Source organism: Anaerohalosphaera lusitana (genome assembly GCF_002007645.1).
Taxonomy (GTDB): Bacteria; Planctomycetota; Phycisphaerae; order Sedimentisphaerales; family Anaerohalosphaeraceae; genus Anaerohalosphaera; species Anaerohalosphaera lusitana.
On sequence record NZ_CP019791.1, the window covers coordinates 2869812 to 2885031 of the forward strand.

The window sequence follows — 15220 nt, forward strand, 5'->3', positions numbered from 1 at the left end:
TTGTAAGTCGTTTTCGTCATCGGCATCTTCCTTGAATTCGATACTGTCGCTTGTGTTCTATTGTATTTGCAGATAATCGAGGTTTATCGCCCCGCTGTTCCAGGGTCCGTAGTAAAGTGTGACCTGGTGAACGCCTGCGGACAGATGGACCTGCTTTGAAGAGGTTGACCATGTGCCCCAACTGCCGGTATGCGTGAATTGGACATCGCCCTGAATATCACCGTCGATGATGACACTGCGGGAAGCATTGGAACCGCCGTTGCCGTAGCGGAAGTTCAGGTTGTAACTGCCGTCCTGAGGAATCGTAATATAGAAATTCACGCTGTCGTGCGTCTCGGCGTATTGATCGACAAAACCCGAACCTGTATAGCCTGCGTGATTCGTGTTGACTCCGACGTTCCATTTATTTGCCAGTTCGGCCTGGTAGCGGTTGTAGGCTGGTGCAACGATGGTACGATCAACATAGATCATGTCCCAGTATTCGAGTGAGGGCAGAGTCAGGGAGACGTAATCGCCCTGTGGGTCCGCGGATTCGATGTAGGACAGGGGCTGCATGATACCGTGATCGATATCCGGGCTGGCGAGATAGATGCCGCTGATATAGACGTTTGGCCCGAGGCGGAGCTTAGCTGTCACGTTGTTGCGGAGAGGCGGGGTGTTGGCGACGTTTCGCCATTGGTTGTCGTTACCAAGCAGGTTGATCAGGTGATATATTTCAGCGTCTGCGGTTCGTCGGTTGAGGAACCATATCGTATTGCCGGCAGCGTCGCCTGAGAGGTTGTAACCGGGCGTGGATATCCATTGCAGTCCGGCGTCGCCGGAGACAAGGTCCGGTGCGAACAGTAGCTGCTGGTAGGCTGTGATGAAGTTGTAATAGTCCTTGAGACGCGGGCGGAGATCATTTGGGATGAGTTTATCGCGGGCGGGGAAGAACTCCTGTGCGAGCATGTGTTCGCCGTCGCCAAGTTCGAGGTGGTAAGCTCCGGATGCGAAGAAAGCAGCATCGGCAAGCAGGACGGAATCCGTGTCGAAGTATCCGCCGGTGTTCTCGTACCTGTTAATATATGCGGCCAATATGACGGGTTTGCCGGATGTCCGGGCCTTGGCGTACTCGATGAAATCGGTTACACCTCCATACGTATCGTTGTCCCACAACTCACTGTAGATAATGTCAGTCTTACTGGCGAGGGCCTCGTCGACCGCCCAGCCGCCTACGCTGCCATCAACTATGTTGAAGATGAGGGCATCGCGTCCCTGGACTGAAGGGTTTGTCGTTTCGAGGTAGTCCAGGTGATCTTTCGAGCGATCCAGCATTGACTTGAGCGCCCATTCCATGTTTACGCTGTTGCCCCAGTAGTCGTAATAGTTACCGCCGCCGATATCGCCCAGTTGGTCGATGTGCAGGCCAGACCAGTTCATCGAGGTCAGGGCGTCGGTGTATTCACCGCAGAGGTGGTCCTGCCAGTTCATGTTGGCGGGGTTGAAGAGCCACATGTTCACGCCAGCGTCATGGCTGTACTGGTTGTTATGGTTCGTGTCGGAATATATGCCCCATTGCTCGCTTACGCCGCTAATCTGCTGATAATTATCCAGTGCCATGTATATCTGGAAGTAAGGCATGGGAGCGATGGATCTGTCGTTTGCTTTGGCGATCGAATCCTGCAGAATGTTGAAAGAGATGCTCGCATTGCGCCAGTCGGTCCAGGGCGAGTCGATATTTCCGGAGCTGTCGCGCTGGATGACGTTTTCATGACGCCACATCCAATCGTAGTACTGCAGGCTGTTGATATGGTAGTCGCGGGAGAGCTGATCGAGCATTTCGGTGTTTCGGCTGGTCGGTGTGGATGAATAGAACTCGGTGATGTAGCCGTAGCGTGGGTAGCGTTTCCAGTCGCTGGAAACATCGATCGCGGAGACGGCGACAGACCCGTTGTTGAGCCATGCTTCGACCAGATAGCCCTGGAAATCGTCGTCCGGGACGGTCCAGGTGAATGTTTTGGTTACCGAACGGTAACCGCCGATTGTTACGGGCTGGTTCAGTGTATCAACATGACGGCCATTGCGGGTGATGTACAAACCGAGCTCGCCGGTGAAGGTGGAGCCGGCAGCGTTTGCGCATTTGACCGTTATGGTGCTGCTTTGACCGGGCTGGTATCTCGATCGATCGGTATAGATCTGCTGAATAGCTGCATCGGAAGATACTGAGACGTCCATCAGCCAGTGGAACGTAAAACGCCGAAAGCTTTCGGTATTTACTGAGCCATTAGGAGTCTGTATGTAGGGTAGGTCGGCGAGGTTAACTCTCTGATCGCCGGTATGATCGGCTGGGATCGAGGCAGCAGCGCACGAGACGGCCGGAAGGACAGCTAAAAGCAAAAGAAACTCAAGGACGAATTGTTTTGACAGCTTATGCATTGCAAAATATCCTCATGTATGCAGCTAGTTTGTACCCTCGAGCCAGTATGAAACAAATGTACGTAGGTCAGTCATGTCAACCGTGCCGCTCATGTCGAAATCCGCACCGCTGCATGCGTCCCATGTATTGCACGTATTTAGCCATTGCTGTGCGAATATGGAGAAGTCGTTGAAGTCGACAATGCCTTCACCGCTCAGGTCCGGGTCTGTGCCCTGTGAAAGGATGACTACAGAATATGGCCCAACGCCGACATCTGCGTTGTAAGGCAGTCCGTCCTTAGGTCCTGTGACGGCATTGGCATCGTAAGAGTTCCAGTTGGTGAATTCAGAGTCGTAACCGTCCCAGTCGCTATTGAAGCGGACGCGCCATCTGCCGGGCCGGGGCATGCCTATGTTGTAATTCGTAAAGCCCTGGTATGAAAAGTTTGCTACCACGATGACATCATCACCGACACCGCCGTCCCGCCAGCGATGGAAGGCGATGACCTTCGCGCTGTTGTTTACGTGGAAAACGTTCACATTTTTACCGAGCAGACCGCGAGTATTGCCGGACATATTGCGGCGCAGATGTATCAAACGTTTGTAAAGCTGCTTGATGCCCGCGAAGGTTGTATCCTTGGACCAGTCGAGCGGGTCATCATCGTGCCATGAGCCGTCCTCGAGAAATTCCTGGCCCATGAACATCATCGGGATGCCCGGGCTTGTAAATACCATTGCAGCACCGAGCGTTGAGCGTTTTTTGGAATAATAGCTGTCGGCATTGCCGGGCCAGATCTGTTCGGGCACGCGGGATTTGCCGCTGGCCGAGCCGACTTCGTCATGGCTCTCGGTATAAATGACGCGTTGGGTGTCCCATCCGTTGTAGAGATGTGTGACGGCATCGCGAACATCCCAGATATTGCGAGAAGAGTCATCGGAGGCAGTCAAAGCAGGAACGATCTTATGATGGAAGCTCGCGTCCCACTGTGAATCGAAACCAGCACCGCCCTCGCCGGTGGATTTTGTGATCCATTCATTGTCACGCATATCCTCAGCAATACTGATCTTCTGAGGAAATGCTGCGTCGATCTCGTTGTTGATCCACTGCATGAGCGTCCAGCCTTCGGGAATCTCAGGCTCACCTATACCGCGCTCACGGATGTAAGCCGTGCCGTCCATGCGAATGCCGTCCAGATTGTACTCATCGAGCCAATACATGACGTTGTCACGTATGAACGAGCGTACTTCACCCACAGAATAATTCGGCCGTGTGTCGCCCCAGGGCGTAAATCGGTTATCGTTCTCATAGAAATATATGCCGCCTGTATAAGGCTCGGCACTGTAGCCGTCAAATTGCCACAAAGATTCGCCCAGATCACTCGGGCCGAGATGATTATAGACGAGATCTATGATGACCGCGATGCCTCGTTGATGGCACTGCTCGATGAACATTTTCATCTGATCGGGTCGGCCGTACGCACTTTCCGGCGCGAATAGGTTGACAGGGTTATAGCCCATCGAGTATTCACCGGGGAACTCCGCGACAGGCATTATCTTGACAGCGTTAACACCGAGAGACTGGATATGATCGAGCCTGGACGTTGCTGCACCCCAGGTACCCGGCCCCGGAGCAGTTGTGTCGTAGTAGGACCCGATATGCATTTCGTAGATGACCATTTCGTTCCATGCCGGAGGAGTAAAAGGTGTCCAGTTATAGTCGTTGGTATAGATCACGCCATTGCCCACAGATGAAACTACATCGCGGGCGCGAGGGTCGGTTTTCCAAAGCGTTCCGTCTATCACGTAGCGATATTCATCGCCCAGGCTGGCTGAAGAAATATCCGCGGACCACCAGCCGTTGCCCTCATGGGCAAGCGGAGTTGCCGAGTCGCTCCAGGAATTGAATTCGCCCGCGACATGCATGGTCGAGGCATTTGGCGCCCAGACACGGAAAGTCGTGCCGTTATCATATGGCACTGCGCCGGCACCAGGACGGCTGGAAGGGACCGCTGCAGTGAGCGATCCAGCAAGAACGAATAAGATGCTATATGAGAAAATCAGACTGCGTAACCGCTTCATCTGGTCACCTGTTTTCTAATATTCCGTTGCCTGTAAAAATGCTCCTGCCGACGACCAGGCCGACAGGAGCCTGCACTTGATCATTCTAATAGATAAGCTTACGCTATTTACTTTTTACGCCTGAGTACAGCCAGTGAGCCGAGACCCAGCAGAGCCATTGTTGCAGGTTCGGGAACCGTCACGGCAAGACCGTCACCTGCTGTGGGTGCATCACCCGCTTCGAAACCCCAAGCAGCCTCGACCCAGCCATTGCCTTCACGGGTCATCCATGCCCAGACTCTTAATTCATCATCTTCGCCGCCGATCGCAGCAGGATTCAGCGCGAACTCATCATCGTCACCCCAGCCGGGGTTGCCATAGACTGCGCCGTCCTGGGTCCAACCAAGCCAGTCCATGCCGGAACCGTTCCAGGATGAAGTTTCATACCAGTGAGGCCCACCTGCGAAATAGATGAAGAAATCAGGAAGATATGTACCTCCGAAGTTTACACGGCCGTAACCGTCCGAGATGGCACCGCTGCCGGCGACGCCGTCAACATCAAATGCCATAAAGAAGGAATCTGTGTCCCAGCCTATGTCATCGAGATAACGCTCAGTTGTGCTGCGGTCCATGCCGAAATAAACATTCGACGCATCGGCGGTCGCTTTGAGCGTGTAGCTTTCGCCCTCAGCGGGAGCAGCCTGCGTGCCGAGATCAACAATTCCGCTGCCGGTCCAGTCACTCATGTCAGCATCAATGGTGATCGGGCCAGCCAATACCTGAGATGCTGTGAACAGAAGGCAGATCGCAAACAAACATACACATACTTTTTTCATCATTCCGTCCTCTCAAAAAATTTAACAATTTGATAATTCACAAAAAACAAGAATATGGATTACCCTGACTTTTCTGCCAGGGCAATCCAGGGTTTGTTCATATTAATCACTGCACGGTTCCATCATTCAGCCATTCAGCAGCAAACATACTCAGGTCAGCAAGATCGACAGCACAGTCATCGTTGAAGTCGTACTGCGGCTTGGTCACACACACATCCATACCCGTTATGTCCGCGTATGTCTGCGCTATCGCAGCAGCATCGAGAGCATAGTTGTAGATCTTGACGTCATCATATGTGCCGGGGCAATTAGCGAATATCTGTGGTTCTCCATCCAGCACACGGCCTGCAACGGCAACCGGATCGCTTGTCGAACTGATAACACCAGTTACTTCGTCGCCTTCGATAACCTCACCGGTATACCAGTCATAATGGAGGCTGAGCGTACCGTCGATGTAGAGCTTTTTCGTTGTGCCGTCCCAGGTGCCCACTACATAGTGCCACTGGCCGTCATTGATGATTTGATCGCCTTGGCTGCCGTCCGAATTGCCTTCGATGCCGCGAGTCGTGAAGCAGGGTCTGCCGTCCAAATAGTACAGCCGCAACTGCCAGCCCGCACCCTCGCCGTTTCTGCTCACGAAAGGAACCCATTCTTTTGTGGTTGTCGTCTTAACCCAGCATGCTGCGGTCATCTGATAGTTGCAAGAGTCAAAATACGATACCAGGTTCGGGTCAGTATAAAGCATGTCTTCGCCATCAACTTCATCATCGAAGAATGCTGCGTCTGTACCGTTGATGCTGCCGGCTGCGACGATCTCGGGGTCGCCAACGGTATTGGCGTCCGGGCTGCCCGGAACTATACTTTCAAAACTACCCGCTTCAAAATCCCAGTGCGCCAGCAGACGCTTGATAGCCAGTAAAGCATTGCCGCTTTGTGCGGTTCCCGCATCATTGGCCACTACACAGTAGTACTGGCCTTCATCAGCCTGTTCAGCGTTGCTGATCGAAAGTGTTGCGCTTGTCGCGCCGGAAATGTCACCGCTGTCTGTCAAAGCAACATCGCCGGATTCTTCAACCTTATACCACTGGTATGTCTCAGGAAGTACTGAAGTTGCATCTACTGTGAAATTAGCTGTTCCGCCTGTATCTACTATCTGTGCGGCAGTTATCCCTGAAATGGAAGGAACCGTCTGCTCGGTAAAGAATCCCCACTTGTCGCCGGTGACTGTAGAGGTGCCTTCAACCGCATCGACACGCCAGAAGTAGAAGGCATTCTTTTCCAGCGGTCCGACTGGTACAGATGCTTCTGTACCGGTCCAGGAAGAACTGTTGACCGTTGCTTCATAAGTAAAATCGACATTTGCAAGAGCGTTCGGCTCGGACGCGAAGGGCCCTGCCATATAGACATCGTAAGCCGTAACTGCTGGATCTGCAACATAGGATCCGCCGCCTGGAACCTGTGCAACCTCCCAGGAAAGCGTCACAGGAGCATCGCCGTCGACGTCCCCGACATACTGAGCGGGCGTGGGATCGTGAGCGATCGCCATGCGGGTATCCTGCGTTCTGATGTTGAGCGGTTCGCCGAAATTCTGTCCGATATAGCCGCTTGCACCTATCGGCCAGGAAGCTTCAACGAAGCCATTGCCCTCACGTGTCATCCACACCCAGACCGAGAGTTCCGGCACGCTGCTCAGATCAATGCCGAATTCATTTATCGCGTCAGTAGAAAGTGGGACTATGAGTTCATCATTAGGGTTTGCTTCACTGGTTCCGTAATATGCACCGCCGTCCGACCAGCCAAGGTCCCATGTCATGTCCAACCCATCCCAACCGCTTCGTTCATACCAACTTGGGCCGCCAGCATAGTAATAGATCAGGTCAGGCTTTTTCGTGCCGTCGAAAGTGACCCGGCCGTAACCGTCCGCTTCTGCGCCCTGACCGTCAACGCCGTCAACATCTATCGCAATGAAAAATGAATCATTTTCCCAGCCTGTGTCGCCAAGATATCGACCTGTGGTACTGCGGTCTATGCCGATATTCAGATCCGTGCCGTCCCATGTCGCCAGCACCTGGTATGTGCCACCTTCCGGTGCAGGCAATGTTCCCAGATCGTTGATCTCGTTTCCAACCCATTCAGACAGGTCTCCATCTTGTGTCAATGTTATGGCATGTGACTGGGACGCCATGCCAATCAAACAGAATAGAACTGCTGCCAAGAAAACTTTTCTCATCCTACTGCCCTTTCAGAAATTAAACTTCTCACCCTTTTGTGTGCTTTGATTATACCAAATCGTCATTAAAAATACCATTATTTGTGTTCTACAAGCCCTTTATAGCAGGCTTTCCGTCCATCGGTTTTGTGTAGTACCATGTGCGGTCCGGCTCGACCATTTCAACATGGCCGTCGACAAAAACACTGTTGGCCATGCCGTCGTTCAGTTTACTCGGCGAGGTCTTATGGAAACTGCCGAACGCATCCTGATACGGCGGCACCTGATCGCGTGGAATATCCCATGACCGAACATCGTACGGCAGATAAGGTCCGCCGCAGAGAGCGTTATCATTCAGCGTCTGCTGGTAACGATTGTAGGGATAATAGGGGTCAGTTTCCGAAGACTCATAGGGCCATGCGTTCTCTTCGGCAAAGAAAAACACGGTCGAAGGCCTTCTAACCTGTGAGCTTTTGATCACCATGCTGGCGGGATTGTAGCTTTCGAATCCGCCTAGAAACGCGTTCATGCTGTAGCAAAACAGCGGTTCGATCGGAATCGAATCATTGTGGCCGACATGCGCATCAGCGGTTTTTGCATACCGGGCGAACGTTCGGCAATAGTGTACCTTCGTACCACCGCCAAGATAATCCCATAATGTGCCCTGCAGTTCCGGGTTGTCCTCGGGATGTCTGCTGGCATCGTGCCACTGACAACCCCTGGCTGGGTCACGGGACCTGAAGACCGAATCCCACGCATTGGGAAATTTATCGCCGTTGTCCTGGCGGTAAAGTTCGCCCGCCAGACCATACTGCTTGAGATTCGAACGGCAGATAACCTCTTCGGCAACCAGCTTCACTTTCTGCAGTGCAGGCATCATGATCGCAAGCAGCAGCGCGATGATCGAAATCACGACCAGGAGTTCGATCAGTGTAAAACCTTTGTTACGCGACATGACTGTTCTCCATGATTATTGCAATTCAAGTTTGAGTTCGGGCCAGGCAAATGCGGCCCAGTCGAACATGTGCGAATCATCCGCTTCCGTCACAGCTATCGTCAGGAACCTGGTGTTGTCGTCGATGGGCAGTTCAACTTTTCCCGGCTTTCCGCCTGAAGATGTTTTATCGTGAAAAACATTCTTACCATCGAGCAGCACCCAGAACTCAGCGGTTGAGCTTCTGTCCTCGGAAAGCACTGCAACTCCAGGGGTACGATCAACCGTGCTGAAATCGCGGCTTTTCAGCCATTTGTTTGCTGTCTCGGAAACGCCGAATACAGACGAAAAAGATTTTATTCTCAAACCGGGCAGCTCGTCCCTTATCGCGGCCAGATCGAACGTAATTCCAAGATTGGAATGCATCATGATCGCAGGATTCTTTCTGCCTTCCAGCTCAACTCCGCCAAGCTCCAGATTGTGACGCGGCACATCAAAGCCCTCATGCCAGGCACCATTGCAGATATAGCCCCACGCCCACATTTGAGCTTTTTTGAAAGGAAACGCTTCTGACTGGATGTTGGTTGATGACACCTTTGCGAACCCTTCTTGCGTTCCCGGCGTGAAGACACCGTCGATGTATGGACTGGCCGGGACCCGAATATACTCGGTAGATCCTTCGTAAACCTCGGACGTAGTGAGTCGTCGGGTAAAACGGCCGGTAGTCGGCTCAATGCCCCTGTTGATCTGCCCTGTATTAAAACCGTTACCCCCTCCAACTATGTCGGCAAGGTTCACGGACTGCCCCCTCCATACAAAACCTGAGCCTGAATCCACACTTCGGACAACCACATCATCTTCCAGAACAATGTCTTTTGCCCGGGAATCATGGCTGCTTACTTTTTTGGCAGAACCGCCAAGTAGAAACTCGGAAATCTTGTTTTCACTTTTCTGACCTGCGAACAGGTTTGCCTTACCCTCAAACATATGCACTTCCGTGTTGCCGGACGCATCACATATCACTCCAAACTCAGTGCCGAGGTCTACGATCTTCGAGTTTGGAGTCGCTACAGAAAATCCACAGCCCTGCTCCGAGACATGCGCAAAGAGCTTACCGCGGTCAAGGGCGATCTCGGAATAGGAAACAAAGCTGAACTGGGCCGGTGCCTCGAGAACGACCTTGACGTCTTCATCCGTCGTAAGAGTTACAACGCCGTCAGTGAGAATTATAGGTTTAGTACGAGATGAAAGCCGGGTACCGGGCTGGATAGGCAGGCTGGAAGACCAGCGAGCGTCAACCGAATCGGTTATGGTCGCGACCTCGTAGGGCGCGGGAGGCGCAAACTGCACAAATAGGATCATCGCAAGAAGTGCCAGCAGGGACGCAGCCGCGACGACCACAGCGGTTTTATTGATCGACCTTACCACGGGCTCTCTTCTAACATCGTAGATGAGTTCTCGAGCAGGCTCGGCCTCTGCTTTTGGAATCTGCATCGCGGGCGCATTCTTCTCCTGTTCAGCCATGAGCTGCCAGAAATCTTCGCTAAGTGTTTCTCCGTTCGGGTCCGGAGTATCTGCTTGCTGAATCGTGGTATTGGTGCTCAGAGCCATCGCGCTGTTGTCAACCATGAATCGGCAGTAGTATTTCTTTGCATTCGGATCGGCATCGAACCACTGCTTGAGACGCGCGTAATCGTTATCGCTGATGTTATTGTCCAGCAGTCGGAACAGCAGCTCATTAATTTCGGCAGTTTTGAACTGAGTCATATCTGCCCCCTGCTCACGAGTGAACGGCTGATGCAATTCTCAAGTGCACTGTAAATGCGTGATATCCTCTTGTAGATCGCATCAGCGGAATGGCCGGTGGCCTGCGATATCTGTTTGACCCCGACGCCTTGTTCAAACCTGAGATTGATAAGCTTCTGGTTGGATGGGGACATCTTTTTCATGCACTGACGAAGGGCCTTGAGGCGTTCGGGAGCTGATTCGGACTCCTGCTCAGCAATTCTGGAAATATCACGATAGAATTGTTCATTAAAGAGCGGCCGGGACGCTTTTTTGGATTTGAGGAAGTCAAATGCCTTGTTCCGTGCAATTCCGATCGCCCAGGCACTGAAACTTTTGGTGCGGTCGAACTGGTCAAAATTTTCCCATAATATGCTCGCGGTCTCCTGAAGCAGATCCTCAGCATCGCTGTGATTGTGAACCAGGGACAGCAAAAATGCATATATTCTGCTCTGGGCCGCGGTGTACAGCCGGAAAAACTGCTTGCTTTTTGGTTCTTTTGCAGCCACTTCACTACCCTTTTCACTCAATAAATCGGCAGCAAGCCGGCATATCCATGCTGGCTAAGACCATTACTGTCCACCCTTGACGTAACTAATTAGAGCCGAAGCTCGGATTCTGACATGAAAAATGAATATTTTGCTATAAAAACCAAGTCAGCATCGATGGCCACCCTGTTGAAAACCAACCAAAACACTATTATACAAATTCGGCACATCTAATGAAAGAGCGTAGACCGTTGCACCGCATAACTGGCCTAGCAATGTCCGTATTTTCTTTCATTAGGTTTTACAACAGCGCAAGGAAGCATTTACCTGACAAATCAATGGTATAAGTCATAGTGTCGACCCAATTTTGCACCACTTAAAAACTTGATTTTCCAGTTTACTTTCGGGCGGGATTTTGTAAGATACGCAGACTTGTGGCGATTACGCCGATGTAGCTCAACGGTAGAGCACAGCTTTCGTAAAGCTGAGGTTGAGGGTTCGATTCCCTCCATCGGCTTTTATGGGTATAGATAAAAAGTATTCAATACTCCTGGATAACATAAGGGCACTGGATAGGGTCCTGGTTGCTTATTCAGGCGGGGTGGACAGCACATTCCTCCTTCGGGCGGCTGTCGAGGCGGTCGGTCCCGACGATGTTCTTGCGTGTATCGGCGTGAGTCCTTCGCTTCCTGAGGCACAGCACAAACAGGCGCTGGACATGGCTGCGTCTATGGGTGCGCGAGTGCGGGAGGTTACAGCGCATGAGCTCAACGATCCGGATTACAAGGCCAACAAGGCGGATCGTTGTTTTCACTGCAAGAGCCATCTTTACAAGCTACTCTGGGGTGTTGCGAAGGATGAAGGGTTCGAGCATGTGGCGTGCGGCAGCAATCTTGATGACATGGATGATTATCGGCCCGGCAATCGGGCGGCGAAAGCGTTCAATGTACACGCTCCATTAATGGAGGCCGAGCTTACGAAGCCGGAAATTCGCGAACTGAGCAAGCGGTTCGGTCTGCCGACTGCGGAAATGCCGGCATCGCCCTGCCTGGCGTCACGGATCAGCTACGGCATGCAGATAACCGCCGAGAAGCTTGGCAAGGTGGAGCGTGCGGAAGAGTTTCTGCACGAGCTGGGGTTTGCCGAGTGCCGGGTGAGACATCACGGGGATCTGGCAAGGATCGAGGTGCCGGGCAATGAGGTCAGCAAAATCGCGTCCGATGAGATGCGCGAGAAGATCGCGGCCAAACTCAAGGAGATCGGGTTCAAGTTTGTCTCGGTCGATCTGTCGGGGTTCAAGAGCGGCTCGCTGAACGTGATGCTTAGTGAAGAAGAGAAACGCAAGAGTCTGTAACTTTCGCTGATAAGTCAGATTACTGAGCAGTTGGTTCTACCGCCTGAACATCGCCATTATCTTCCGCCACCGGCCTGTTCCGCAAGGCCAGATACATTCCCAAGCGATAAGTACCCCAAGCCATCACAATAGCCGCGAGTATCAGAGGTGATTCAAAATAGAACTTCTCGGGCTCAACCAACCTGCCAACCACGCCTACAAGAGCACCCCAGAATAGAATGGCGAAAATCATAAAAAATATGTGTGCCTGATTACGTCGCCGCCTCCAGTTGATTGCGTTCGGCAGGCCGAACAGCCTTAGAAGAAGCAGTCTTAATCCGGCATAGAGCAATATTCCCACAAGCATGATGCCAGTTAAGGACCAGGCGGTTCCTGGATCAAAAAATCTTTTTTCGAGCCAAACTACGTAACCGGATAGAAATACACATGCGATCCATACAAAGGCCTTGGCGACTGAGCTGACTGAATCTGGCGTGATCTCGCTAGTGATCCTTTTTACGGCGAAAATGACGTAGAACGCGATGGCTAGGAAAGGCCCTGCGATCGGCAGGCAGAAGATGAAATCAAATAGGTCCAGGCGTGCCTTCAGAATCGACATATTGTACTTGTACATATAGGCAGTACCCACGGAGAGCAGCAGAAAAGCTATAACTGCCGCTTTGATACGATTTGCCCGTGTCCAATACACCTCATACATTTGCAGCTCCTTTCAACAGGCATTCTAGGGCAGCATACCTTCTTTGTCCAGCTTAAATGCAAAAAAGGCTCCCACCGAGGTTGTCAGCGGAAGCCTTTTGATGTCTGTCATGCAGCCGTTACTACAGCTTAGCCGGTGAATTCGTTTCCGACCTTGCGGGCGCGTTCGGCTTTGTCGAGATTGATGCCGAGCTTGACACCCACTTCGACGAGGATGTTCCAGCCCGCACAGAGCTGTGCGTAGGTTTCCATGCCTTCGACGTGCGGAACCTTGATGGTCGGGAAGATAGTATCTTTGTCCGAGATCGCGATGACCGTCAGGCCTACCCCGTCAACGAGGGTGGTCTTGATCTTTTCGAGTTCCGCATCGAACGGATTGATGAAGATGACTACATCGTCAGCGTTCATAACTTCCTCGATGCCGTGGACCGCGTAGGTGCCTTCCAGGAAGTCGCTCTTCTTGCGGGTGATCTCGTTGGTCTTGAGTGTCAGCTCTTCAGCGACGCCGTCATTGCGGCCGGCGAAGTAGATCGTACCGGCATTGGCGATCTTTTCAGTGAGTGTTGGGTCGATCTCAGCGGTCAGAGCTGTCTGACATGCGTCGGCAACTTCGCCCAGTTTGGCACTGATGTCGCGACCCTGTGCAGCTTCGACAATGGCCTGGTAGAACAGTGCCTGCTCAGCTACGGACTTGGTCGCTGCGACGGCGTTTTCCCAGCCGCACTTGAGGACGAAGGTCTGGTTGGCCATCTCGGCGAGCTTGGTGTTTTCGCGAGCGGTCAGGCCGAACAGTTTGTCGTGGCCCGCGCCCTTGAGAGCGTTGAGCAGCATGATAACCTCGGCAGTTGAGCCGCTGTTGCTGGCGCCGAACACGGCCCAGTTTGAAAGATCGTACTCCGCTGCCTGACGGCCGCCCTCGGTCATGATCTGGAGGTCGCCGCCCTTACGCATGTACTGCGTGATAGCGTTCTTGGCCGGGAAGATACGGCTTGAACCTTCGCCAGTCAGAAAGAGCTTGCCTGTGGACTTGATTGCCGAAACAACCGCGTCGGCATCTGTGAGTTTGAAATCGCGCATAACGCCGGGAGTGTCCATCATTTCCTGACAGAGCGAGAACTGCGTGTATTTTTGTTCGTTCTTCATTTTATTTGAACCCCTTTCATGAGATTATTTTACTTTGTGACAGGCGAGCCTGACGTAATCCGGCATTTCGCCGAGGAGCGGCTTTGCGTATTCGATGAACGCATCGGTTATAAAGTTGCCTTCATCATTGATGAATTCGTCCGGCATTGGTTTTGCGCGAACGGCCACTTCACTGAGCGGAGCCGTACCTGTAGTGCAGTCGTATGTGTCGCCCGGTACTCGTTCGAGCGAGACCATAACGCCTGACTGACCCTGCTCTGCGAGGCGTACTGCATTTTCACCGGCCATGAACGCCTCGTCGATATCGAGCTGCGCTGCGCGGTCGGCGGCGGACATAGGCAGTGACTCTGTGATCTGGAACTCACCGCGCCAGCCGAACTTCTCGCTGATCATTTTGTGGAGCTGCACAGCTACGCTTGTACCGCCCATTGCGCCGAATTCAACGTTGTTGAACTTATCCTTCGTTTCGGATGCCGATACGGGAGTACCGTCGGCATATGTGATGCCTTCGCCGCATACGACAGAAACCCAGCCGTATTTCTTGTAGGCTTTTTCGACGTCGGCAAGGAATTTCTCTTTGTCGAAATCTCTTTCGGGCATACATAGGATATGCGGAGCGTCGTCCTCGTTCTGTTTTGCAAGAGCGGTGGCAGCCACGAGCCAGCCAGCATCACGGCCGATGCACTGGAAGATAACAAACTGGTCCACCTTCTGCATGTCGCGGGCGAGAACCCCTGCCTGCTTGACCGAAAGAGCCATGTAACGGGCAGCACTCGCGAAACCGGGCGTATGATCGGTGCCGTAGAGATCGTTGTCCACAGTCTTGGGGATGCCGATACCGCGAAGGTCATACCCTTTCTCAACCGCATACTTCTCGACACGGTGAATGGTATCCATCGTGTCGTTTCCGCCGATGAGGAAGAAATAGCGAATGTTGTATCGCTGGAGAACGTCGAGCACCTTGGGCAGATCCTCTTCCTGCAGCTTGTGTCGGCAGGAACCGAGAGCACTGGAAGGCGTTGTCTTGAGGCCTTCGATTGTTGGTTCGACTTCCTTGCCCAGGTCGATAAGATTTTCGTCCATCAGGCCTTCGATACCGAAACGCATGCCGTAGATATTTTCGATACAACCGGCATCCTTCGCGGCGGTAACCACGCCAGCCAGAGATGAGTTGATAACGGAGGTCGGCCCGCCGGACTGACCTATAACAGCATTTCCCTTAAGCATTTAGAATCACCTCGTCAATATAAACGTTAATGTTTTCAGGTTTCTACTTTCTAAGTTCAGCACCGCCCGAGGCTTGATGCAAAAATAAGCTCATTG

The 15220-nt window shown here is 52.5% G+C and carries 11 protein-coding genes and 1 tRNA gene; 2 read left to right on the forward strand and 10 right to left on the reverse strand.

Annotation, left to right across the window (positions count from 1 at the left end; genetic code table 11):
* Positions 1-57: 57 nt before the first annotated feature.
* From STSP2_RS11550 to STSP2_RS11580, 7 genes are all read right to left on the reverse strand, one after another.
* Positions 58-2415 carry a glycoside hydrolase family 66 protein gene (locus STSP2_RS11550; RefSeq protein ID WP_146662814.1) on the reverse strand — a complete coding sequence of 786 codons (2358 nt, stop codon included), beginning with the start codon at positions 2413-2415 and terminating at the stop codon, positions 58-60.
* 24 nt (positions 2416-2439) lie between these two features.
* The gene (locus STSP2_RS11555; RefSeq protein ID WP_146662816.1) at positions 2440-4473 is read right to left on the reverse strand and encodes an alpha-amylase family glycosyl hydrolase; all 2034 of its coding nucleotides are present in this window, start codon (positions 4471-4473) and stop codon (positions 2440-2442) included.
* Between the two features lie 107 nt (positions 4474-4580).
* Complete coding sequence (locus STSP2_RS11560; RefSeq protein ID WP_146662818.1) at positions 4581-5291, reverse strand: PEP-CTERM sorting domain-containing protein; 711 nt, start codon at positions 5289-5291, stop codon at positions 4581-4583.
* Between the two features lie 103 nt (positions 5292-5394).
* A complete protein-coding gene (locus STSP2_RS11565; protein WP_146662820.1) occupies positions 5395-7518 on the reverse strand; it encodes a LamG-like jellyroll fold domain-containing protein in 2124 nt (707 codons plus the stop codon).
* An 88-nt stretch (positions 7519-7606) separates the two neighbouring features.
* Complete coding sequence (locus STSP2_RS17935) at positions 7607-8452, reverse strand: type II secretion system protein (RefSeq protein WP_146662822.1); 846 nt, start codon at positions 8450-8452, stop codon at positions 7607-7609.
* Positions 8453-8467: 15 nt separating this feature from the next.
* A complete protein-coding gene (locus STSP2_RS11575; protein WP_146662824.1) occupies positions 8468-10198 on the reverse strand; it encodes a FecR family protein in 1731 nt (576 codons plus the stop codon).
* Positions 10195-10725 carry a sigma-70 family RNA polymerase sigma factor gene (locus tag STSP2_RS11580; RefSeq protein WP_169853177.1) on the reverse strand — a complete coding sequence of 177 codons (531 nt, stop codon included), beginning with the start codon at positions 10723-10725 and terminating at the stop codon, positions 10195-10197. Before STSP2_RS11580 ends, STSP2_RS11575 begins: the two co-directional genes overlap by 4 nt.
* Before the next feature lie 424 nt (positions 10726-11149).
* Between STSP2_RS11580 and STSP2_RS11585 the strand changes: the two genes are divergently transcribed.
* Positions 11150-11221 (forward strand) — tRNA-Thr (locus STSP2_RS11585).
* Between the two features lie 3 nt (positions 11222-11224).
* A complete protein-coding gene (gene larE / locus STSP2_RS11590) occupies positions 11225-12058 on the forward strand; it encodes an ATP-dependent sacrificial sulfur transferase LarE (RefSeq protein ID WP_146662828.1) in 834 nt (277 codons plus the stop codon).
* A 19-nt stretch (positions 12059-12077) separates the two neighbouring features.
* Here larE and STSP2_RS11595 read toward each other — a convergent pair whose 3' ends face one another.
* From STSP2_RS11595 to STSP2_RS11605, 3 genes are all read right to left on the reverse strand, one after another.
* The gene (locus STSP2_RS11595; RefSeq protein WP_146662830.1) at positions 12078-12755 is read right to left on the reverse strand and encodes a hypothetical protein; all 678 of its coding nucleotides are present in this window, start codon (positions 12753-12755) and stop codon (positions 12078-12080) included.
* A 128-nt stretch (positions 12756-12883) separates the two neighbouring features.
* Positions 12884-13897 carry an SIS domain-containing protein gene (locus STSP2_RS11600; RefSeq protein WP_146662832.1) on the reverse strand — a complete coding sequence of 338 codons (1014 nt, stop codon included), beginning with the start codon at positions 13895-13897 and terminating at the stop codon, positions 12884-12886.
* 24 nt (positions 13898-13921) lie between these two features.
* Positions 13922-15124 (reverse strand): 6-phosphofructokinase, encoded by a 1203-nt coding sequence (locus tag STSP2_RS11605; RefSeq protein ID WP_146662833.1) that lies wholly within the window; start codon positions 15122-15124, stop codon positions 13922-13924.
* Positions 15125-15220 lie beyond the last annotated feature (96 nt).